We start from the raw sequence: 22,065 nt of genomic DNA on the forward strand, positions 1-22,065 counted from the left end.
GGGATCTCTGGGGCCGCCTTCTCCCGCTGATCCCTCGACCGCAGGCATGCGGATTAAGCTGATGTCGCGGGGCCGCCCAGCTCTGGGGCAGGTGCGGCGGCGCGGTTGCGGTCATCCCGCCCGGCCCCACGCCGGAACACCACCCGACCCCAGAACTGCACCGGCGCCGCCCTACGACGTGGATCGAGGGGTCGCCACGAGAAGGTGCTGCGCATGCTTCAAAAATCAATCACATGCTTACGGACTTGCCTTCACATTGATGTGAAGGTGTAAGGGTGGGCTGAGCATCACTGCCCCGTCGCGTGACGGGCCGGCGGTACCCATCCGCTGGTTGACCACTACCGAACTGGAGATCTCCGTGACTGTTGCAGACCTCTTCGAGCCGCTCCCGCTTTTGCATGGTCCCGCGATGCGAAACCGGTTCATGATGGCGCCGCTGACAAGTCAGCAGAGCGAGCCCTCTGGGTTTTTGTCAAAGTTCGACAAAGACTGGATGCGACAGCTTGGCCAGGGCGGCTACGGGCTGGTCCAGACGGGCGCGACGATTGTCGAGGCCAGTGGAATTGCGTGCGCTCGACAGCCGGGAATCTTCAGTGACAAGCACCTGCCAGGACTGACGGAGGTAGCTGACTCAATTCGCGAGGGCGGCGGCTTGTCGGCGGTTCAGCTTCACCACGCGGGGCATCGCGCGAATCCGTACTTCGGAGGGGTGCCCTCGCCCGCCTCCAACCGCACGTTGCCCGGCATCGCCGCGTTGTCGACAGCAGAGGTGGAGCGCATCCGTGACAGCTTCATCGCGGGTGCGAAGAGGGCCGAGAGGGCCGGATTCGACGGCGTCGCGGTCCACGGCGCCTTCGGATGGATCCTGTCGGAGTTCATGTCCCCGATGCTGAACGACCGGACGGACAAGTACGGGGGCAGTCTGGAGAACCGCGCACGTTTCACCATCGAGGTGATCGAGGGAATCCGTCGGGAGTGCGGACCTGATTTCCAGATCGGATGGCGCCTGTCGATCGAGCGGTATGGCCTGCGCATCGAGGAGCTTCGGGAGATGACCGCGGAGATCCTCGATCGGGAGTTGATCGACTACCTGGATCTCGCCCTGTGGGACTACAACCAGATCGTCCACGAGGGTGCGTTCCGAGGCCGGACGATGCTGAGCGTCTTCACCGATCTGCCACGGAAGGGAGTGCGCCTGGGCGCAGCAGGCCGCATCAGGAGTGCCGAGCGCGCCGGTCGGCTGCTGGACGAAGGATGCGACTTCGTGCTGATCGGACGGGCCGGCATCCTGGAGCGGAACTGCCCCGTCCTGGTGGAGTCGGACTTCGAGCACGAAAGTCCGGCCCTCCCCGTCCCCGCGGACTTCCTGCGGAGCGGCGGACTGAGCGAGCGTTTCATCAGCCATCTTCGCGGCTGGGGCGACTTCGTCCGACCTGGTAGCCGCTGAGCAGCGGACTGACCGTACGCGGAGGGAAGGGAGCGCGGCAATGGAACTGAGCTGGCTCGGGGAGACCCTGCACTACACCGACGAAGGCTCCACCGGCGACGCGATCCTGTTCCTCCACGGTCTGGGCGGCAGCGCGAACAATTGGCTGCACCAGCGCCGAGCCTTTGCGGAGCATCACCGCGTGATCACCCTGGACCTCCCCGGCCACGGGCGATCCACGGGCACGAAAGTCCCGTTCAGGCAGTACGCGGATGCCGCTCAGGCCGTACTCGACCACCTTCGGGTGAACGAAGTGTCGGTCGTAGGGTTGGCGATGGGTGCCAGAGTGGGGATCACGCTCGCGGCACGATCGCCACGCCGTGTCAAGCGCCTGACCATCGTAAACGGGTACTTGGAACTTCCGCCGCGCGAGCACGAACGACGCGTCGAGCTCTATGATCTGCTCCTGCGTCAGGGTGGCGTTCGCGAATGGGCCCAGCTGCTGCTCAAGGGGATGGGAGTCTCCGGACACGCCGGGATAGCGCGTGGCTTTCTGGCATCGGCAGATCGCATCGATCCCGCACACGTGAATGCCATCTTCCACCAGGTTGACGAAGCCGATCAGGTGGAGGAGTTCCGTGGACTGGTCGTCCCCGTGCAGCTGATCGTCGGAGAGCGAGATCGCCTCGTCCCCTCCTCGTCCACCGAGCAGTTGGCCGCGCTCGCCGGGAACGCAACGATCACCCGCCTCCCCGAGAGCGGACATCTTCCCTACCTGGAGGATCCGGCAACGTTCAATCGCACGCTCGAGGACTTCATGCACCGCCAGACGGCGCCATCGGGCGGCACGTCCTGGGACACCCGGGCGAGCCAGTAGTCCAGAGCACGGGGTTTCCGCGTCAACACGCGGACACGCCACCGCGGTCGGTCTCCTTCTACCGCGACCCACGAACGAAGCGAGATGGCTTTGCTGGCGGCGGCAGCCGGTGGAGCCACAGCAGACGCACTCACCCAAGGCGCTCGGCGCAGATCAATGCCCCTCACTCATCCGATAAGTGCGTCAGAATAATTCCAAATGTGGCATTTGTGAGAAGATTTTACGATCGATAGATCGGATCTTTTGCATGCACGGCCATTGCCTCTCCCTCGCAGCCTCATTAATTTATGAATTAATCCGTGCGCCTCGCCTGAGGAGATCCACCCGTGCTTCCTGCCTCCCGCCGTGACTTCCTCCGTCTCACCGGTGCCGCCGGGAGCGGCATTGCCCTCGGCAGCACCGCTCCGCCCGGCTCGGCATCGGCGGCCGTCACCGCCCCAAACACGGGAACCGCCCCACGTACGGGAGTCGCGCACGTCGACCCGCTGACGGGTGCGCTCACTACCTCGGCCGACACGGCGTGCGGCAAGACCTTCCCCGGTGCGGTGAGGCCCTTTGGACTTGTCCAGCTCAGCCCCGATACCGTCAGCGGCGGCGACAACGGCAGCGGGTACTCCGCCGACATGACGACCATCGAGGGCTTCAGCTTCCTCCACCTGAGCGGCATCGGCTGCTACGGCGACCTGGGACAGGTCCAGGTCATGCCGCAGACCGGCGCCCTAGTCACCGGCCGTGACGCGGCGAAGAGCCCCTTCGTCAAGGAAGAAGAGGTTGCCGAAGCCGGCTACTACGCCGCTGAGTTGAGCCGCTACGCGGTCCGAGCGGAGTTGACCTCCGCGGAGCGTGCTGGTTTCCTCCGCTTCACCTTCCACGAGGCCGGCACCGGCAGGATCAAGGTCGACCTCTCCCGGCGGATCGGCTTCGACGGCACCCACACCGTCACCCAGGATCTGCGGCTGATTGACGATCACACCGTGGAGGGCACGCTCACCAACGACCGTTCCGGGGGCGGCTGGATCTGCGGCAACGGCCCTGAGTACAGCGTGCACTTCTCGATGCGCTTCCGGGAACCGGTGCGCACCTTCGGCGTATGGAACGGTGACCGGGTCGACCGTGAGGCCCGCGCGCAGCAGAGCACCGGAGACAGTGCGGGATTCTTCGTAGAGTTCCCCGTCACCGCCGGACAGCAGGTCCTCCTCAAGGCCGGCGTCTCCTTCAACGGAGTGGCGGGCGCTCGCGCCAACCTGGCGGCGGACTTGCCCGGCTGGGACTTCGACGCGGTACGTGCCGCGGCGCGGCGGACCTGGGCGACGGCGCTCGGACGCGTGGAAGCCACCGGCGGAACGGCTGAGCAGCGCGAGATTTTCTCCTCCGCTCTCTACCACACCATGATCGACCCTCGCGTCTTCGACGACACAGACAACGACGGCTCGGGCGGCGGGACCATCCCCAGCGGCGCCACCGGAGACGGCAGGTCGGCGCCCCTACCCGGCCGTGCCACCTTCCGCCGGCGTACGGTCTTCAGCGGCTGGGACGTCTTTCGCGCCCAGTTCCCGCTGCTGACCATCATCGACGAGTCCGTCGTCAGCGATACCGTCAACTCTCTTCTGGAGCTGACCGCCTCGGGCATGGTCAAGGGGCTCGCGCGCTGGGAACTGCTCGGGACCGACACGGACACCATGGTCGGCGACCCGGCCGTCAACGTGATCGCCGAGGCGTACGTCAAGGGGGTCCGGGGCTTCGACCACGACCAGGCCTACCGGTTGTGCCGGGAGGTGGCGCTCGGTCCCCCCGAACGCTCCAACCGCAACGACTTCGACAACTGGACCCGACTGGGCTGGTGTGTGGACACCAGCTTGTCGAAGACTCTGGAGAACAGCTACTCCGACTACGCCCTCGCCCGGTTCGCGCTGGCCAAGGGTCACCACGAGGACTCCCGGCTCCTTCGGCGGACGTCGCGCAACTACCGCAACCTCTTCAACGACGAGGTCGGCTGGTTCCGGGGCCGCAGGGCGGACGGCACGTGGATGGGCGACAACGAGGGCTGCGTGGAATCCAATCCCGCACAGCAGGGCTGGTTCGTTCCGCACGACGTGCCGGGTCTGATCGACCTGATGGGGGGCCGGCAGAACTTCGTCGAACGGCTCGATGCGCTGTTCCAGCAGACACCGCCCGAGGACATGATGCGGTGGAACAACGCCTACAACCACTCCAACGAACCGGTCCACCACCTGCCGTTCCTGTTCGTGTACGCCGGCGCGCCCTGGCTCACCCAGAAGTGGTCCCGGTTCGTGTGTCAACACGCCTACGCCACCGGTCCGGCCGGCCTGGCCGGCAACGACGACTGCGGGCAGATGTCCGCGTGGTACGTGATGGCCGCCTCCGGCTTCTATCCGGTCGCGCCTGCGAGCGGCGTCTACGCGCTCGGCAGCCCGCTGTTCGACGAGGTCGTCTACCGCACCAGCCGAGGCACCCGCTTCACGATCCACGCGCGGCACAACTCCGCGGACAACCTGTACGTGCAGTCGGCCGAGCTCAACGGCAGGCCGCTGCGGCGTGCGTGGCTGCGCCACGAGGAGATCACCGCCGGCGGCCGCCTGGCCCTCACCATGGGACCGCAGCCGAACAAGCGGTGGGGCGCCGCGCCCGAGCTTGCACCCCCCAGCGGACTGTGAGACCGGCCGCCCGGCTCCCGTCGGTCGTCCGACCGGACCTCACAACTCACAACTCACAACTGTCCCCGAAATGCCTGCCCGCCGAAAGGGATCGGTTCCATGCCTGCTTCCACACGCCGTGACTTCCTTCGCTTGACCGGTGCCGCCGGTGGCGGTCTCGCCGCCTTCGGCGCGCTGCCCGCGTTCACGGCGCACGCCGATCCAGCGCGCCCTTCCCACGTGGACACTGTTCCGGAGACCGAGGCCACCACCCTCTGGTACCGACAACCGGCACACGAGTCGCACATAATCCAGGAAGGGCTTCCCGTGGGGAACGGCAGACTGGGTGCCCTCGTCGGCTGTGACCCGGAGGACGACTTCCTCTACATCACCGACGGCTCCTTCTGGACGGGCGGACGCAACGACACCCTCACCGATGACGGACAACTTCCCTACGGCCCCGACGACTTCGGCAGCTTCGGACTGCTGGCCAAACTCCGCATCGCACTGACAGGCCACACCGCACAGGAGACGAGCGAGTACCGACGCACACTCGACCTGAGCAACGGTGTGCTCACCGCGACCTACCAGCACCGTGGATCGCGGTTCCGCCGGGAGATCTACGCCAGCCACCCCGACGACGTCATCGTGATCCACCTCTCGGGAGGCGGCACCCACACTGGCGTGATCTCGCTGGAAGGCACTCACGGCGAGGACACGTGGGCAAACGGCAAACAGCTGTCCTTCGCGGCGAAACTGAAGAACGGCCTGCGGTACGCGGCAGCGGTGACGGCGGTAAGCCAGACCGGAACCATCCGGACGGAAGGCGGAAAGCTGTCGTTCTCCGGGTGCCGCGAGCTGCTTATCACCGTCTGCGCGGGCACCGACTACTCCCCCGACGCAGGCGAGGACTTCCGGGACCCCGCCGTAGACCCGCTCGCAGTAGCCCGTACGAAGGTCTCCGCAGCGGCGAAGGTGCCAGGCGCCGCCCTCCTCGCCACCCATGTGGCCGACTACCGGCGCCTCTACGACCGCTTCTCGATCAATCTGGGCAGGTCTTCCCAGGTGCAGCGGTCGCTGGACTCGTGGTCGCGGATAGCCGTCCGACACACCGACGCCTCCACCCCGGATCCTGAACTGGAAGCCGCGTACGTGCAGTACGGCCGATACCTGACCATCACCGGGTCCAGGGACTGGCTGCCCATGAACCTGCAGGGACTGTGGATCCACAACAACAACCCCGACTGGTACGCCGATTACCATACCGACATCAACGTCCAGATGAACTACTGGCTCGCCGATCCCGCGGGGCTGGGCGACAACACGCAGGCGCTCGCCCGCTACTGCAGGTCACAGCTGCCCGTCTGGACCGATGTGACCCGGCGGCTCTACAACAACCCCGACAACCGCTTCCGCAACACCTCGGGCAAGATCGCCGGTTGGGCGATCGCCTTCTCCACCAACATCCACGGCGGCAGCGGCTGGGCCTGGCACCCCTCGGGTAATGCCTGGCTCTGTGCCACGCTGTGGCGACACTACGAATACACGCAGGACCGTGCGTACCTGGAGACGATCTATCCGGTGCTGAAGGGGGCGGCCGAGTTCTGGAAGTCACGGCTGATCACCACAGAGGTCACCGACTCGAACGGGTCATCCCGCGAAGTCCTCATCGACGACACCTCCTGGTCGCCGGAGCATGGACCGGACGGCAAGGGAAACACCTACGCACAGGAACTGGCGTGGGAGCTCTTCCGTGAATTCGCCGTCGCGGCCCGCGAACTGAAGCGCGACACGGACCTCGCGGCGGAGCTGGAAGCGATGCAGGCTCGCCTCTACCTTCCCCGGGTCAGCCCGAAAACCGGCTGGCTGGAGGAGTGGATGAGCCCGGAGAACCTCGGAGAAACCACGCATCGTCACCTCTCACCCCTGATCGGCTTCTACCCCGGCGACCGCATCTCCGTGGACACGAGTTCGCCCCAACTGGTCAAGGGCGTGGAAGAGTTGCTGAAAGCCAGAGGAATGGACAGCTTCGGCTGGGCCTGCGCCTGGCGGTCCCTGTGCTGGTCACGGCTGAAGGACGCGGAGAAGGCCTATCAGCTCTACCTCACCGTGCTGCGCCCCTCGATGAACAACGGCAACGGCACCTCGGCGAACTGGTTCGACATGTACAGCCAGGGCAGCTACACGATCTTCCAGATCGACGCCAACCTCGGTGGCCCGACCGCCGCGCTGGAGATGCTCCTGTATTCGCGGCCAGGTGTCATCGAACTGCTGCCGGCACTGCCGGAGGCATGGTCCTCCGAGGGCTCCATCACCGGGATGGGCGCGCGCGGCGGGTTCACGGTGGACTTCTCCTGGAAGAACGGCAAAGCGACCGCGGCGACGATCCGCAGTGTCGGTGGCACACAGACCGAACTGCGGGCGGGGACGGTCCGCAAGAAGATCTCGTTGAGGGCCGGAGAGTCCGTCAAGGTCGGGCTGCGCTGAGCAACCGGCCGCCGCGGAACCCTCCTTGTGCCGGTCCACCGCAGCGCGCGGCGGTGGACCGGCACCACCCGGCAGTGGGCCTCTGTCGCGCGGTCACGTCGCGGGCCGTCCCCGTCACGGTACGACACGCCCTCGCCTGCCTGGCTACCTGCGCAGGGCCGCCGCGTACGTGCGGGCCATGAAGTCGATGACCTTGGTCCGCCGGGCGTCGGCCGCGTCGTCCCCGTACAGCATGAGGGTCCCGTGGGCCTCGCCGTCCACCACGACGAACTGCTTCTCCTTGGCCGGGGAGGCGTCGTAGACCTCGCGGAGCTGCTTCTCGTGTCGGCCTTGCATGTCATCCTGCGCGACCATGAAGAGGGAGGGCTGCTCGATCTTCTTCACAGCGGAGACGGCGTCACCGTCACAGCGTGCGGGTGACGACAGGAGCAGCAACCCGACGACGGGAATGCCGCTCCTGACGCCCTCGACGACGGCGGTGGTGCCGCCGCACGATGCTCCGGCCAGGAACACGTGGCTGGCGTGCAGGGTCTTAAGCTCGTCGAAGGCCGCCCTCATGTCCAATGGGCTGGAGGTCTCCGCCGCCTCGGACGCCACGTAGCCGCGGAACTCTGGGAGGATCACGCGGTATCCGCGCGCAGCCATCTCCTCGGCGAGATCGAGGAAGTTGCATATCTGTCCGCCGTACTGGTGGCCGAAGTACACGACGTTGGTGCCCTTGCCGAGGATCAGGGTGGAGAGGTGTTTGCCGTCCTTCGTGGTGAGCGTCCTGACGCTGTTCCACAAACGCTTAGGTACACACTTGTTCACCAGCTGACCGGTGGCGGTTCGGGCGGTCAGCGGGGGGTCGGCCGGCTTGTAGGAGGCGGGGCTCTGTGGTGCCAACGGCTCGTCCGCAGGAGGTTCGACGGGCGTCGAAGCCGGCTTGGACGGGGACGGGGCCGCAGCGCCCTGAGTCTGTGAGGAGGCGCCCGCCGGTGTGGGGCTTGAGGCGCAGCCGCCCAGTGCCGCAACGGTGGCGGCCGCCAGTGCTAGGCCACCTGTGCGCCGCAGGAATGAGAAGGATGGGGTGGGCAAGGACGCTCCCGATCGTTTGCGGGCGGGTGGGGGTCTGTTCGCGCCGGCCGACGTGGACGTCCTAGGTCCTCGCGCTCGCGGGCGGTACGGGGCGAGGTCCTCGACACGGTTGTGGAACGTCAGCGGGATATGGGCTGCACCGGGCCGTCCCCGCCGACCGGGGCCGAGTACGCACCCGATTGCTCACGGAACGGTGGCGCACAAATGTGAGAAACATGTCATGCGGAAGTCAGCAGGAGGTCAGCGTCCCAGTCCCGGGGACTGACCCTGCGTGCCTCTGTCTATTCTCGGCAGGGTGTGCGCATACGTCATGGTCGCGGAGGACGACGCGAAACAGGCCCGTCTCGCCCGGATCTACCTGGAGAGCGAGGGGCATCGCGTGGTGGTCGCGCGCGATGGCCGTGAGGCGCTGGACCACATCCGCCGGGCGGCACCCGATCTCCTGGTCCTAGACCTGATGATGCCGAGGGTGGACGGTCTCGACGTCGTGCGCATCCTGCGCGCCGAGGACCACGAGCTGCCGGTGCTGATGCTCACCGCGCGGTCCACGGAGGACGACCTGCTTCTCGGGCTGGACCTCGGAGCCGACGACTACCTCACCAAGCCCTACAGCCCGCGCGAGCTGGCGGCCAGGGTCCGCACACTGCTGCGCCGTACCCACCGTCGGACCGCACCCGACGCCGACGCCGCGGTGCTCACCGTCGGCGCGGTGACCCTCGACCCGCTTCGGCACACGGCGACGATCGACGGACGCCAGGTGGACTTCACGTCCGCGGAGTTCCGGCTCCTGTGCGCGATGGCCGCCCAGCCGGAGCGCGTGTTCAGCCGCGGCCAGCTCCTCGAGGAACTGCACGGCATCGACCGCTTCGTCTCGAGCCGAACCGTCGACACGCACATAATGAACCTGCGCAAGAAGATCGAGACATCGCCGGGACGGCCTAGCCGGCTGATCACGGTGTACGGCGTGGGCTACAAACTCACTGCAGGGACCTGCCATGGATGACAGCCGTCCCACGCGGGGAAGGTGGCGACGTGCCGCCCGGCGCACGGGTCTCCGCGGACTTCTGGTACGGCTGCTGACAGTCTCCGCCCTCGTCGCCGTCTGTTCGGTCTCGGCCACCGCATGGATCGCCGTCCGGACGACCTCTGGAGCGATCAAGAAGCAGCAAGGGCAGCTCCTCGCCGACGACACCCTGCTGCTGGACACGCTGACCGGTTACGCGGCCACGCATGCGAACTGGGACGGCGTCGCACCCGTCGTACGCAACCTGGCGCACCGGACGGGCCGCCGGGTCGCCCTCACCACCCAGAACGGTGCCCTGATCGCAGACAGCTCACCGCAGTCGGGGGCCCTGCCTGAGCAGGCGTGGGCGATCGTAGACCCCCTCTCCGTCAACCGGGCCGATCCCATCGACCCCCGGGCCACCGGTCCGTTCCGGCTGACCGGGCGGGAGCGCAGGACCCTGGAGGGCTATGCCCTCCATCAGGTCGAGTGCCTACGCAGCCAGGGAGTGGAGACCTCCGTGACGCACACCCCGAGTGGCCGCCCCATCATCCGCACCTTCACTGCCTCGAACGACGATTCCGCAACGGTCTGCGACAGCGGCCGGCTGGAGCGCCCCACCCCTACGGAACGCATCGCATTGCGACGCCTCGACTCGCTGGTCAACGCCTGTCTCCAGCACACCGGGCTCACAGCCGTGGAGGTGCTTCCCGACTTTTCCTGGCGTCAGGCGCCGACCGAGCCGGGGCCGGCCCGTGAGGGCGGCGCCCGGCAGATCCAGCCTTGCATCACCGAAGGTCGCAAGAGCCTGCTGCGCTCGTCTGTGTCACCGTCGGCCCGGCTGTTCTTCGCCTCGCAGGCGACCACCTCGCAGCGGTTCCAGCCGTCGGGCACCAATCTCGCGCGCGTCGCCGGTGCCGCCGGCCTCGTGCTTGTCCTCACGTTCGGCGTCAGTGCCCTCGCCGCCACGCGCCTCGTCCGCCCTCTGCACGCGCTCACCGCCGCGGCACAACGGCTCAAGGACGGGGACGACACGGTACGTGTTCCCGTCACCACGAGCGATGAGATCGGGCGGCTGACCGAGACGTTCAACGACATGGCCGCCCACCGCAGCCGGCTGGAGCACGAGCGCCGGGCCATGGTCGGTGACGTCGCCCATGAGTTGCGTACCCCTCTGAGCAACATCCGCGGCTGGCTGGAGGCCGCCCAGGACGGACACACCCCGGCGGACGAGGAGTTCCTCAGCTCCCTGCACGAGGAGGCGATCCTGCTCCAGCACGTCATCGACGACCTGCAAGACCTCGCCGCAGCGGAGGCGGGGCGGCTGCGCCTGCATCCGGAGCAGTTTGAAGCGGGTGAGCTGATCACCCAGATCGCCACAGCCCACCGGGCTCAGGCCGACGCCGCGGGTGTCCGCCTCACCGCGACCGCACCAGCCGAGCGTTGGCTCCACGGCGATCCTGTCCGGCTACGGCAGGCCGTGGGCAACCTGGTCTCCAACGCGGTCCGCCATACCCCGCCGGGCGGCTCGGTTGACGTGCAGCTCATGATCACCGCCGACGCCGCGGTGATCGAGGTGGCGGACACGGGTACGGGGATATCGCCGCAGGACCTGCCCCGCGTGTTTGACCGCTTCTGGCGTGCCGACAAGTCACGCAGCCGCGACACCGGCGGCAGCGGGCTGGGGCTGGCGATCGTGCGGAAGCTGACGGAGGCGCACGGTGGCAACGTCGCCGTACGCAGCGAGGTCGGCGTCGGTACGACATTCACGTTGTGCCTGCCTGATGCAACCGTCGAGCAACGGACGGTCCAGGGATCCGGTGCCTAAGCGCCTACCCGCCGCCGACATCACTTCGGAACGAACGTGGAGACCTCTACCGGCACGGCCGGGCCCAGAGGGTGCGTCTCGCCGTTCAGGACGGGGTTCAATGAGGTGTCGCCGGTGAGGTACCGCTGGAAAAATGCCGTGGCGTACGTCGCGAGGGCATGGCGCTGGGTGGTCTCGGACAGTTGGGGGATGTCGGTGGTGTCATCGGCGTCACTGACACAGGTGCCGGCCGGGCCGTCGTGCCACGCGTCGTCCGCCGCGCCCGCCACTCCGCTGCTTGGGGACCAGCGTGTGTTGAAGAAGTTGTGGTTCCCGCCGCCCAGGTGGACGGTGCGGACGACGGCGCGCTGATCCGGCCGTGCGACCGCTTCCTTGTAGAAGTAGTCGCCCTCGGAGATGCTGCTGAACCCTCCTCGGTCACAGGTGCCGAAGGTGTCCATGAACGGGATGTCCGGGGCGGGGAGGTACTGATCAGGTGTCCCGTCACCGAGGATCGCCGAGGCGAGCGGCAGAACTGCCTTGATCCTGACCCCGTCCGGCCAGTCCTTGCGGTGCGTCGCGGAAGAGTGCCACTGGACGGCTGCGCCTCCCCGCGAGTGCCCGATCGTGCCGATGTCCTTCATGTCGAGCCGCCCGCGGAAGTCGACAGAGACGGGCTGCCGTGTCCCCGGGCGGGTGAACTTACCGGCGAGGGGACCGGTTCCCCGTTCGGCGAGCTGTGCCCACATCTCGAGGTGCCGGTTGACGAGAGCGGCGCGTGCACTCATGTCGTCGTTTCCGAACAGTCCGGCGGCGTTGATGCCGTCTGCGCTGACGGACACGGTGACGATGCCCTGCCTGGCCAGGCGCTCGCCGAGGTAGTCGTAGCCGCGGTAACTCGCCAGCGGGGCGACGCCGTCCCGGCACGGCCACTGGTTGAGGTAGCCGACCTGCCTGACGGTCTCGTCCTCGTCGCCGGCCTCCTGTGCCTTCTGTAGGGCGGCCCACGCCTGTCGGTCGTCGCAGGAGTTCGCCAGTCCGTGCAGAATGACCACAACCGGGTGCCTGCCGGTGCCCAGAGAGTTGGGATAGTGCACGATCCCGGTCAGTTCGGAGGAAGCTCCTTCGGAGCCCGGGATGGCGAAGGCCTGGTCGCCCAGGTGGTATTCGGCACTGCTGACAACGGCGGTCGGCGCTTCCACCGCGGTGGTGTGTGTGGGTACCCCGGCCGCCGATAGCTGGGTGGCGGAGGCGGCGCCGGCGGGTGCGAGAAGCGTCGCGCCCGCGAGCAGGGCGGCGGCCGACGACCAGAGGCTGGTGCGGGAGCCAGCTCGCGAGTGGTGTGCACGGTGGGCAGGCATACGGTCCCTTTTCGATGAGGCATGGAGTCTCGTACGGCGGGACCGGCTGGTCGGGAGCCCGGGCCGATCCGCGGCGGAGTGAGTATGCGGGAGGAATGTCAGCGACCTGTTTGCCTCCTGTCGGCTCTCCCTGACCTGGCGCGCGGGTAACCGTTGACATGCCGAGCGCGCGTTTTCATACTGGTCTGACCACTAGATGACCCGATAGATAACAGTCGGCGCACGCGAAAATTGGGACATATCCGCCCTGGTGTGTCCGGATGTGAGGCAGACGCGCAGTGCGGCGGAATTGGCCCGGAACCCGCCCTCCGCGGAGCCCGGCTCCGGGCTCGTCCGGTGGCCTCGGCCACGGCGCGCTCGGCGACGAGGGAACCGAGTGAACCGGAAGGCCACGTCACGAGATGCAGTCGCCCTTGACCGACGGGCGCATTCCAAGGGCATCAGCACGCCTCCAGCGAATCGACCGCAAGGCAGGACAGAGGTGGAGATGGGTTCTTCATTCATTCGGAGCCACGACTTGTGGTCAGAGGAGCAGCAGGAGGCCGCGGAGCGCCTTGTCACGCAGGTCGTCGAGCAGAAACTGCGCCAGGTGCGACTCAGCTGGAGTGATCAGCATGGCATTCTGCGAGGCAAGACCTTGGAGGTGAATCACTTCTTGTCGGTGCTCCGCCACGGCAAGGACTTCCAGACGGCGACACTGATCTTCGACACGACGAACCACCCCGTCGTACCCCCCTTCGGTGCCAACGCGCTCGGGGATCCTCGGATGACGGGTTTGCCCGACGGCGTCCTGGTCCCGGATCCGACGACCTTCACCCTGCTTCCGTGGCTCGACCGGACCGGTTGGATTCTCGCGAACATGCACTACCGGACCGGAGAACTCGTTCCGTTCGACACTCGAGGAATTCTGCAGACGCAGCTCGGTCAGCTCGCGGACGACGGATACTCCTACGTCGCCGGCATCGAGATGGAGTTCTACCTCACTCGAATCGAGGATCCTCGCCTGTCCTTCGAGGACTGCGGTCAGCCCCCAGCGCCGCCCACGGTCAGCGCGGTCTCGCACGGATACCAGTACCTCACCGAAATGCGAGGTGATGAGATCGGCGACATTCTCGACGTGTTGCGTGACAACATCGTCGCCCTCGGAATGCCCCTAGCGACCGTCGAGGATGAATGGGGGCCGGGCCAGTGCGAAGTCACCTTCGAACCGCTGCCGGGTCTCGAGGCGGCCGACACGGTCGTCCTGCTGCGCAGTGCGGTCAAGCAGCTGTGCCGGCGCAACGGCTACCACGCCACCTTCATGTCCCGACCGGCCTTCCCCAACGCATTCTCGAGCGGTTGGCACCTCCACCAGTCGCTGGCCACGGCAGACGCCAGCAACAGCTTCGCAGGCGACGAGGAAAACGCCCTGTCCCCGACCGGCACCCACTTCATGGCCGGCCTGCTCGCGCACGCCCGTGCTTGTTCCCTGCTTACCACCCCCACCATCAACGGCTATAAGCGCTACCGGCCCGACTCCTTCGCCCCGAACCGGGTGACCTGGGCCGAGGAGAACCGCGGCGCCCTGGTCAGAGTGGCCGGCGGACCCGGCGACGCCAGCACCCATCTGGAGAACCGGGTGGGCGAACCGGCCGCCAACCCCTACCTCTACCTGGCCTCGCAGATCATCAGTGGCCGCGACGGCCTGCACAACAAGCTCTCCCCAGGGCCGTCGGCCGACGAGCCCTATCTCGCCGACGCGCCCTCGCTGCCCGCCAGCCTGGAGCAGGCTATCCCGATGTTCCAGCAGAGCGAACTGCTGCGCCGCGAGCTCGGAGCCCCATTCGTGGACTACCTCGCATTGGTCAAGCAGCACGAGGTGAACCGCTTCAACGCAGCTGTGACTGATTGGGAGCAGCGTGAGTACTTCGAGGTCTACTGACACGCGCAACGGCGGCCTCGACGCCCCCGGGCTGTCGGTGCTGGCCAGTATCCGCATCCCCGATCCCGATCCCCGTACGACGCTGACCGTGGCGGGAGCGCAGCTCGGCGGTCCGTGGCTGGACACCGACGCCCGGATGAAGCGGCTCGTTCATGCCGCGGAACGCGCCGCAGCCGAAGGCGCGCAGTTGCTCGGGACCCCGGAGACGTACCTCTCCGGCTATCCGTTCTGGCTCACTCGCACCCACGGGGCCCGGTTCGACGATGCGGAACAGAAGGCTTGCTACGCCGCCTACCTCGACAACGCCATCGAGGTGGGCGGGCCCGAACACCGCGAACTCGAGCAACTGGCCGCCGACCTCTCCCTCACTCTCGTGGTCGGGGTGAGCGAGCGAGGACGGGGGACTGCCAGCGGCTCCGTCTTCTGCAGCATCCTCACCGTGCACCCCGAGGAAGGCCTGGTAGGACACCATCGCAAACTCGTACCCACCTATGACGAACGCCTGGTGTGGGCACAAGGTGACGGGGCCGGACTTCGCACCCACGCGGTAGGCCCGGCACGAGTAGGAGCGCTGAACTGCTGGGAGAACTGGATGCCGCAGGCCCGGCACGCCCTGTACTGCGACGGTGAACAGGTGCACGTCGGCTCGTGGCCCGGCGCAAGCAGGATCAGTGCCGACGTCACACGATTCACCGCACAGGAGGGCCGCGTATTCGCCATGGCGGTCTCCGGCGTTCTTCGGCCGGACGACGTACCCGACAGCTTCCCTCTCGCTGCCGACATTCGTGCCAACTCCGAGGCGATGCCCTTCGACGGAGGCTCGTGCGTCGCTGCACCGGACGGAACCTGGGTGGTGCCGCCGGTGGTCGGTGCCGAGGGCCTGATCGTGGCGGACCTGGACCTTGGCTGGATCTCCCGGGAGCGCCTCAACTTTGACCCGACAGGGCACTACAGCCGGCCTGACGTCTTCGGCGTCACCGTGGACCGCCGGCGCCATGAGGCCGGCCTCTTCATCGACGGGGGACCCACCGCGCCCAGGGGCACGGACGCGGGGACAGGAGGTGATCCGTGATGCGTACCGACGGAAGGGTCCTGGTCCTGCAGCACCAGGACGACGACCCGCCGGGCAACCTCGCTCTGTGGCTGGACGACGAGGGCATCGCGTGGCAGTTGGTCGACGTTGCCACCGATGAGCTGCCGCGGCCTGCACGATACCGGGCGCTCGTCGTCCTCGGGAGCCAGGAGTCCGTCCTCGATCCGGTCGCGCCCTGGGCATTGCCGGAGCGCGCGTTCGTTCGTGCGCAAACCGAGGTGGGCACCCCGGTGCTCGGTATCTGCTACGGGGCCCAGTTGCTGTCCCAAGTACTCGGTGGTGCGGTGCACCGTTCCTCCCAACCGGAACACGGCTGGACCGACATCACGCCCGTACACCCGGAGTCACCCTTCGCGGAGGCTGTTCGAGGGTGCTGGTTCGAGTGGCACGAGGACGAGATCTCGCTCCCACCGCGGGCGACCCTCATTGCCCAAAACCAGCACGCCCAGGCATTCGGCCATGGTCGTCATCTCGGGGTGCAGTTCCATCCCGAGATCACGTCCGAGCTGATTCATGCATGGATCACGTCAGAGCGATGGCAACGAAGGGTCGCAGAAGTCCGGGGCGGGACCGAACAGATTCTCGAGGCAACCCACAAACGGCACCGGAGCGCCGAACAGGCCGCTCGACGCCTCTACCGCGCATTTCTGGACTGCGCGGACGGCTAAGCAGGATCGCTGCCGTCCGGGGTGCCGCTGGAGCGAGCGTCACTCGGGACGGCGGTATCGTCAGACCAGCAGAACACCGTCTGCGCCAGACGATCGAAGCTCACCAAGGAGGGTCATGACCGCCGATCGGCGAGACCTCGCGCCCATGCGTCCAGTCGATCGCAAACCTCTCTACGAGCAGGTCAGTGATCGCCTCCGGGAATTCATCGACGTCCATCAACTGCAACCCGGCGACCGGTTGATGAGCGAGCGGGAACTTGCCCAGCAACTGAACGTGGGACGGTCCTCGGTCCGGGAGGCGATCACCGCACTGCGCGCCCGCGGCATGGTGGAAGTCCGGCACGGCGACGGGATCTACCTGCTGGAACGCTCCGACGACCTGCTCGACTCCCTGGCCGCCGAGCTGGTGCAGACCCACCTCGATCACCCTGCGATATGGGAGACACGTCAAGCCCTGGAGGCGCAGTGCGCGAGACTCGCGGCGATCCGGGCCACGGACGACGACATCGCGGAACTGCAGGGCGCGATGGTCCAGATGCAGGCCGAGATCGAGAACGGTGACGCAGGACTGGGGGGAGACCGGCGGTTCCATGCCGGCGTCGCCCGTGCCTCACACAACCCGATCCTGATCCGGCTGTTGGAGAGCATGCACAAGGCCCTGGACCGGACTTCGGAGACGTCGCTGACCCGTGCCGGTCAACCTGCCAAGTCACTGCGTGACCATCGGGCGATCATCGACGCCATCGAGGCCCGCAAGCCGGCGGAAGCCGCGGAAGAGATGTTGCGGCACTTGGTCACCACCACCGACGCCCTCATCGAGGACGGACAGCTTCAGCAAGCTGACTGAGCGCGCGCGTCCTTCTGGGCGGGGCCTGCGGCGCCCCCCACCCCCTCACTTCCCCAGCCGACCGATCCTCCTGGCCAGTTCCTCCAGTTCCGAGGGCGTCGCAGACCAGATGGTGCGCACGTGCTCGGTGACGACCTCGGCGGGCCAGTCCCACCAGGCGATGCGCAGCATGCGGTCGATGTCCTCGTCGGGCAGCCGCTTCTTGATCTGCTTCGCGGGATTCCCGCCGACCACGGTATAGGGGGCCACATCGCTCGTGACCAGGGAACGGGCTCCGATGACCGCACCGTCGCCGATGGTGACACCGGGCATGATGACGGCCTCCCGTCCGACCCAGACGTCGTTGCCTATAAGGATGTCGCCCTTGGTGGGCAGTGAGGGCAGCAGGTCCGCCGTCTTCTCGAGCCAAGATCCACCGAAGATGAAGAACGGGTACGAAGTGGTACCCCCGGGCATGTGGTAGTCCGTTCCCGGCGACATGATGAACTTCGTGCCCATCGCCAGGCAGCAGAACTTGCCTATGACCAGGCGTTCCGGGCCATACGCGTAGAGAACGTTGTTGTCCTCGAAGCCTGCGGCGTCCTCGGTGTCGTTGTAGTAGGTGAATTCACCGACCTCGATCCTGGGGGACTTGATGAGCGGCTTGAGGAAGACGGTGACGTCCTCGGCCGCCTCGACGAGTCCCGGACGTCGCTCGCTCTTGATCATGCCGGGAATGCGCGCGTTCGCGGGGTCAGGGTATGTGGTCATACTGCTCCGTCCTTGGAGAGTGTTGTGGTGCGCCGGTCGCCCGGATCACGCCGTGGCCATGGCCGTCAGGTCGGCGGCCAGCTGTTCTCTGTACTGGGCGATGCGTCCTGCGCGGTTCGCAGTGACTGCTCCCACGAGTCGTCCGCCGCGGTAATAAGCCACGTCCAAACGCCTTCGCTCCAGGTCGAGTTCAAGGGTCCGAGCCTGGTCGGCTTCCATGGGCAGTCCCACAGCCCGGAAGCGGACGCCGTACAAGCTGGACCAGAACGACGCGACGGGACGGTAGACGGCAGGGGCATGGGGGTTGAGGAGTGTGCGTGCCGCGGTTCTCGCCTGTTCCACTGCGTGACTCCAGTGGCCGAGACTGAGGAGTCGCGCCGTGTGAGGGTGGGGAAACCGTGTGACGTCTCCGGCGCCGACGATCCTGTGATGCGATCGTCCGTCCGCACCGACGGCCCGGGCGTGGGCGTCTGTGACCAGCCCCCGATCCAGTTGAAGGCCTGAGTGTGTGAGCCATTCGGTACGGGCTGTGGCCCCCAGCGCGAGCACCGCGGTATCGACGCCCACCTGGTGTGTGTCGTTCAGGGTGGCGTAGGCGACCCGCGTTCGTCCGTGCAGCGCGGTGAGGGTGGCGGAAGGCAGCAGGGACACACCTGCGGCGCGATGGAGCTCCGCGACGAAGGAGGCCGCGTCCTCACCCATCGGGCGGTACAGGGGCGCCAGCCCCTGGTGCGCGAGAAGCACGTCGTGCCCCAGCTCACGCGCCGTCGCTGCGGCTTCGCTGCCGATGAATCCGCCTCCGACGACGAGGATCCGGCGCCGCGCACTTCGGAGGTCGTACCGCAGCGCCGTCGCGTCGTCGAGCGTTCGGATGGTGTGCACACCTGCAGCCGGACACGGAGCGGGCCAGGAACGTGCTCCGGCACCGGTGGCGATGACGAGACCGTCATACGGGATGACCTGGCCGTCCTCCAAATGCACCGTCCGTTCACGGGGCTCGAGGTGGAGTGCTCGCCGGCCGTAGAGCTCCGTCAGTCCAAGAGCAGCGGTGTCCGCCAGGGCCAGCGACGCGTGACCCGCGTCGGAGGTGAGGAATTCCTTGGACAGGGGCGGTCTGTCGTAGGGGCCGTAGGGCTCCTCGCCGACCAGGGTGATGGGCCCTGTGTGTCCCTCGTCCCGCAGGGCTCGTGCCGCGTTGAGACCGGCGAGTGAGGCGCCGACGATGACGACGCGCATCGGCTGCGTGTTCATCGCGTGGACTCAGAACCGTCTGCGGGGGCGTCGCCCTCGATGGTGTGTTCGATTCGGATCGCCCGCACGGGACAGGCTGCCGCAGCGGCGACGACCTTTTTGTACTGGGAGACGTCGGGATTCGGCTCGTAAACGAGGATGTCGTCGTCGTCGAAGGCGAACACCTGGGGGGCGGCGAAGACGCACTGACCGTGGCTCTCGCACAGGTTCATGTCGACGGTCACTCTGAGGCTGGTGACGGGTCGCTCGGTCATGTACTTGCTCCTTCATGTGCGATGGGCGGGTTGAACCGGGAGAACTGGGGAGCGCTCCAGCGCAGCGGGGATGCGTTGTCGATGCGGACGAGGTGCTCGACGGCGAAGTCGACGACGCGCTGTGCCCCCGGATGAGCGGCTGCGTGGTCCGGGTCCCAGTCCACGGCTGCCGTGCCGGTGAGGTGCAGGAGAGTGCCCGTGGCCCAGTTGGGGATCATCAGTCCTGCGCGGGGATTGACTTCGAGGTTTCCGAAGGTGTTGAACATGGAGTTGCCGACATAGTCGGGCCAGCGCAGATGCCGGGGCCCGCGGACTTGGAGGAAGCCCGGGTTGCCTCCGCGATGGGAGGCGTCGGCGTTGCCGTCCAGGTCTGTCGTGGCGATGAAGAAGGTGTCCGTGCCTTCGACGAGCGCGATGTCCTGTTCGGTGAGCGCCTCTGCCTCCCGTGGCTCGTCGGGGGTGGCGGGCTGCCACTGCGGCACCCTCTTCTGGATGTACTTCGGGCAGTTCGCGTAGATCTGCTCCAGTGCGATCTCCAGCCCCTCGCGGGCGGGACGGGCGGTGCCGTTCATGCGTATGCGTCGCCGGGTGCCGGGTTCGATGGCGATCATGCCAAGGCGGGTCGGTTCGGCGAGGGTGCAGTACAGGGGGTCACTGGCGGACAGCGCGGCTGCGACGCTCAGGGTGGACGGTCCGGTGACGGTGATGAACCCGGGCACGCCCGCCAGCAGGGAGGACCAGACCTCGCCGCGGCTGTCGGCGGCGCCGATGACGAGCATCGGCTGCTCCTCGATGAAGTCCGCGGCCACGTCTGGAATCTCGGTCATGATCGCGGCGGAAACCGCCATGGCCGTCTCGGTCAGACCTGCTCTCTTCTGCACCGCTAGTTCGCCGTGGTGATACGGGCCCATGTCTGCTCCTCACGATGTCGACGTGTCCGTGCCGTTGGGTAAAGAGATGCCTCCCTCCCGTTGCCCGCACGGCCTCACAGGAACGTGATCCCTGTGAGTGTCGAGCTGGGAGCAGCAGCTCACCCATGTGTCAGCTGGTCCACTGGACCGGGAGGCCCAGCACCGGCTAGGCCGAGCCAGCGGTGAGACCTCCCGGCGTCGTGGCCTGTCCTAGAAGAAGCCGCAGGTCGGCTCCTGGCCGGCCGGAGCGGGCGCACCCTCAGCGCCGGTGGGCACGTAGAGCTCCAGACGGATGCCGTCGGGGTCCTCGAAGAAGATGCCGCCCGACGCGGCGCCCTCGGCGTGCGCCACCACACCGTCGTAGACGAACTCCGTGCCCAGCTCACGCAGGACGGCCTCGGTCGCGGCGATCTCATCCAGGGTGTCCACCTGGAAGGACAGGTGGTGAAGGCCCGCGGTTGCTGTGGCGAAACCTTCCGCGCTCTGCTGCCACAGGGCAACGACGATCTCACCGTCGCGGCCGAGGAAGGCCCAGCGGCGACTGTCGTCCTTGCCTTCGGCGAGGGTCTCGAAACCGAAGACCCGTCCGTAGAACGGGAGCGACCGGTCGAGATCGGTGACACTGAGGCCGACGTGACCCGTCTTGAGGGTGGCAGGGTGCAGAGAAGTGGTCATGACGTTCCTTCCAGAGGGTGGATACATGGGGCCGATGGGCGCTCACTGCCGAGCTCGCTCCAACCAGCTAAATGGAGGTTAGCGGTTGCCATCCTCACGCGCAACCGGCGATACTCATTTAGCCGGTTATGCTTCGAGGGTGTGATCGCATGGACCCCGACACGAAAGGGCGCACCGCATGCACACTCATCCAGCCCACACCGCCGACGCGGACCCCCGCCCCCTCCTCGGGGAGCCGTTGCCGATGGACCTGCTGAACACACGTTGGGTGGACGACGACGGCGCCCACGACCTGCTTGAGCGCCCAGGTGGACTGGCGATTTGGCTGTCGTCCGCCGGACTGGCCGACATCGCACCGGACACACAGGAGACCCTCGGCACCCTCCTGGCAACCCGGACCGCCCTGAGCTGGATGGTGACCAGCGAGGGACCCGAACTGGAACGGGCTCGCGAGATGCTCAACGACACACTCGCCCATGGCCACGTACGACGCCTGCTGGGACCTGCCGGTCCAGAGTCGGTCGTAGAGACGGACACGCCGGGCTGGAACGCAGCATGGCGCACAGCCGACCTCTATCTGCGCCTGCTGGAGGAGGGGCCCGACCGCATCCGCAAGTGCGCCAACCCCGTATGTCCCCTGCGCTTCTACGACACGACCAAGAACGGGGGGCGCCGGTGGTGCTCCATGGGATCCTGCGGCAACCGCGCCAAGACCCGCCGACACCACGAGCGTCACCAGGGCACGCCCAGACAGGGACGCTGACGGCGCACCACCCCAGGCCCCGCCCTGCCCCCAGAAAACCCCGGCACCACACACCCTCCGGCGAGAATCACCCAAACCAGCAAAACGACTTTTGACAGTTACGCGATCAGTGATCATCGCATGCCACGACGCCCCCTCGGACAAGGGACCCCGACGGCAGTCGGCGCGCGCCGAGACCGCCGCAAGCCCTGCGCCACGCTCCTCCTGAGTCTCGACCGCTAGTACCGCAACGGTGTTTGT

At 67.1% G+C, this 22,065-nt stretch carries 18 protein-coding genes; 11 read left to right on the top strand and 7 right to left on the bottom strand.

All coding sequences use genetic code 11. From position 1 onward, the window contains the following. Positions 1–331 precede the first annotated feature (331 nt). The 4 genes from ACFXI4_RS41810 (at position 332) to ACFXI4_RS41825 (ending at position 7,444) form a co-directional block, all read left to right on the top strand. Positions 332–1,447, top strand: a complete 1,116-nt coding sequence (locus tag ACFXI4_RS41810) for an NADH:flavin oxidoreductase (protein ID WP_385002134.1) — start codon at positions 332–334, stop codon at positions 1,445–1,447. Positions 1,448–1,487: 40 nt separating this feature from the next. Beyond that, positions 1,488–2,303 carry an alpha/beta fold hydrolase gene (locus tag ACFXI4_RS41815; RefSeq protein WP_385002137.1) on the top strand — a complete coding sequence of 272 codons (816 nt, stop codon included), beginning with the start codon at positions 1,488–1,490 and terminating at the stop codon, positions 2,301–2,303. A gap of 326 nt (positions 2,304–2,629) precedes the next feature. Further along, positions 2,630–4,978: a GH92 family glycosyl hydrolase gene (locus tag ACFXI4_RS41820; protein WP_385002140.1), complete on the top strand. Its 2,349-nt coding sequence runs from the start codon at positions 2,630–2,632 to the stop codon at positions 4,976–4,978. Between the two features lie 99 nt (positions 4,979–5,077). Beyond that, positions 5,078–7,444 (top strand): glycoside hydrolase N-terminal domain-containing protein, encoded by a 2,367-nt coding sequence (locus ACFXI4_RS41825; RefSeq protein WP_385002143.1) that lies wholly within the window; start codon positions 5,078–5,080, stop codon positions 7,442–7,444. Between the two features lie 144 nt (positions 7,445–7,588). Here ACFXI4_RS41825 and ACFXI4_RS41830 read toward each other — a convergent pair whose 3' ends face one another. Next, complete coding sequence (locus ACFXI4_RS41830; protein ID WP_385002146.1) at positions 7,589–8,230, bottom strand: alpha/beta hydrolase family protein; 642 nt, start codon at positions 8,228–8,230, stop codon at positions 7,589–7,591. A gap of 586 nt (positions 8,231–8,816) precedes the next feature. On the opposite strand from ACFXI4_RS41830, the gene ACFXI4_RS41835 reads away from it, so the two are divergent. Both ACFXI4_RS41835 and ACFXI4_RS41840 read left to right on the top strand, forming a co-directional pair. Then, the gene (locus ACFXI4_RS41835; RefSeq protein ID WP_385002149.1) at positions 8,817–9,524 is read left to right on the top strand and encodes a response regulator transcription factor; all 708 of its coding nucleotides are present in this window, start codon (positions 8,817–8,819) and stop codon (positions 9,522–9,524) included. Further along, on the top strand, positions 9,517–11,352 hold the full coding sequence (locus ACFXI4_RS41840; protein WP_385002152.1) for an ATP-binding protein: 1,836 nt from the start codon (positions 9,517–9,519) through the stop codon (positions 11,350–11,352). The genes ACFXI4_RS41835 and ACFXI4_RS41840 overlap by 8 nt, the downstream gene beginning before the upstream one ends. Positions 11,353–11,372: 20 nt before the next feature. Here ACFXI4_RS41840 and ACFXI4_RS41845 read toward each other — a convergent pair whose 3' ends face one another. Beyond that, positions 11,373–12,692: an alpha/beta hydrolase gene (locus tag ACFXI4_RS41845; protein ID WP_385002155.1), complete on the bottom strand. Its 1,320-nt coding sequence runs from the start codon at positions 12,690–12,692 to the stop codon at positions 11,373–11,375. 487 nt (positions 12,693–13,179) lie between these two features. Here ACFXI4_RS41845 and ACFXI4_RS41850 point away from each other — a divergent pair, with 487 nt between their 5' ends. The 4 genes from ACFXI4_RS41850 (at position 13,180) to ACFXI4_RS41865 (ending at position 17,221) form a co-directional block, all read left to right on the top strand. Beyond that, positions 13,180–14,613, top strand: coding sequence for a glutamine synthetase family protein (locus ACFXI4_RS41850; protein WP_385002158.1), 1,434 nt, complete (start codon positions 13,180–13,182; stop codon positions 14,611–14,613). Beyond that, positions 14,591–15,685, top strand: a complete 1,095-nt coding sequence (locus tag ACFXI4_RS41855; protein ID WP_385002161.1) for a carbon-nitrogen hydrolase family protein — start codon at positions 14,591–14,593, stop codon at positions 15,683–15,685. Before ACFXI4_RS41850 ends, ACFXI4_RS41855 begins: the two co-directional genes overlap by 23 nt. Then, positions 15,685–16,374, top strand: coding sequence for a type 1 glutamine amidotransferase (locus tag ACFXI4_RS41860; RefSeq protein WP_385002223.1), 690 nt, complete (start codon positions 15,685–15,687; stop codon positions 16,372–16,374). The genes ACFXI4_RS41855 and ACFXI4_RS41860 overlap by 1 nt, the downstream gene beginning before the upstream one ends. A 115-nt stretch (positions 16,375–16,489) precedes the next feature. Then, on the top strand, positions 16,490–17,221 hold the full coding sequence (locus ACFXI4_RS41865; RefSeq protein ID WP_385002164.1) for a FadR/GntR family transcriptional regulator: 732 nt from the start codon (positions 16,490–16,492) through the stop codon (positions 17,219–17,221). 45 nt (positions 17,222–17,266) lie between these two features. Here ACFXI4_RS41865 and ACFXI4_RS41870 read toward each other — a convergent pair whose 3' ends face one another. From ACFXI4_RS41870 to ACFXI4_RS41890, 5 genes are all read right to left on the bottom strand, one after another. Further along, on the bottom strand, positions 17,267–17,971 hold the full coding sequence (locus ACFXI4_RS41870) for a CatB-related O-acetyltransferase (protein WP_385002167.1): 705 nt from the start codon (positions 17,969–17,971) through the stop codon (positions 17,267–17,269). A 45-nt stretch (positions 17,972–18,016) separates the two neighbouring features. Then, positions 18,017–19,222 (bottom strand): NAD(P)/FAD-dependent oxidoreductase, encoded by a 1,206-nt coding sequence (locus ACFXI4_RS41875; protein WP_385002170.1) that lies wholly within the window; start codon positions 19,220–19,222, stop codon positions 18,017–18,019. Beyond that, positions 19,219–19,476 carry a ferredoxin gene (locus ACFXI4_RS41880; RefSeq protein WP_385002173.1) on the bottom strand — a complete coding sequence of 86 codons (258 nt, stop codon included), beginning with the start codon at positions 19,474–19,476 and terminating at the stop codon, positions 19,219–19,221. The genes ACFXI4_RS41875 and ACFXI4_RS41880 overlap by 4 nt, the downstream gene beginning before the upstream one ends. Further along, positions 19,473–20,303 carry a pyridoxamine 5'-phosphate oxidase family protein gene (locus ACFXI4_RS41885; RefSeq protein ID WP_385002176.1) on the bottom strand — a complete coding sequence of 277 codons (831 nt, stop codon included), beginning with the start codon at positions 20,301–20,303 and terminating at the stop codon, positions 19,473–19,475. The genes ACFXI4_RS41880 and ACFXI4_RS41885 overlap by 4 nt, the downstream gene beginning before the upstream one ends. Before the next feature lie 294 nt (positions 20,304–20,597). Beyond that, a complete protein-coding gene (locus tag ACFXI4_RS41890) occupies positions 20,598–21,062 on the bottom strand; it encodes a VOC family protein (protein WP_385002179.1) in 465 nt (154 codons plus the stop codon). A gap of 178 nt (positions 21,063–21,240) precedes the next feature. Here ACFXI4_RS41890 and ACFXI4_RS41895 point away from each other — a divergent pair, with 178 nt between their 5' ends. Continuing rightward, complete coding sequence (locus ACFXI4_RS41895; protein ID WP_385002182.1) at positions 21,241–21,825, top strand: CGNR zinc finger domain-containing protein; 585 nt, start codon at positions 21,241–21,243, stop codon at positions 21,823–21,825. Positions 21,826–22,065 lie beyond the last annotated feature (240 nt).

The sequence above is a fragment of the Streptomyces sp. NPDC059224 genome, assembly GCF_042754285.1.
Lineage (GTDB): Bacteria > Actinomycetota > Actinomycetes > Streptomycetales > Streptomycetaceae > Streptomyces.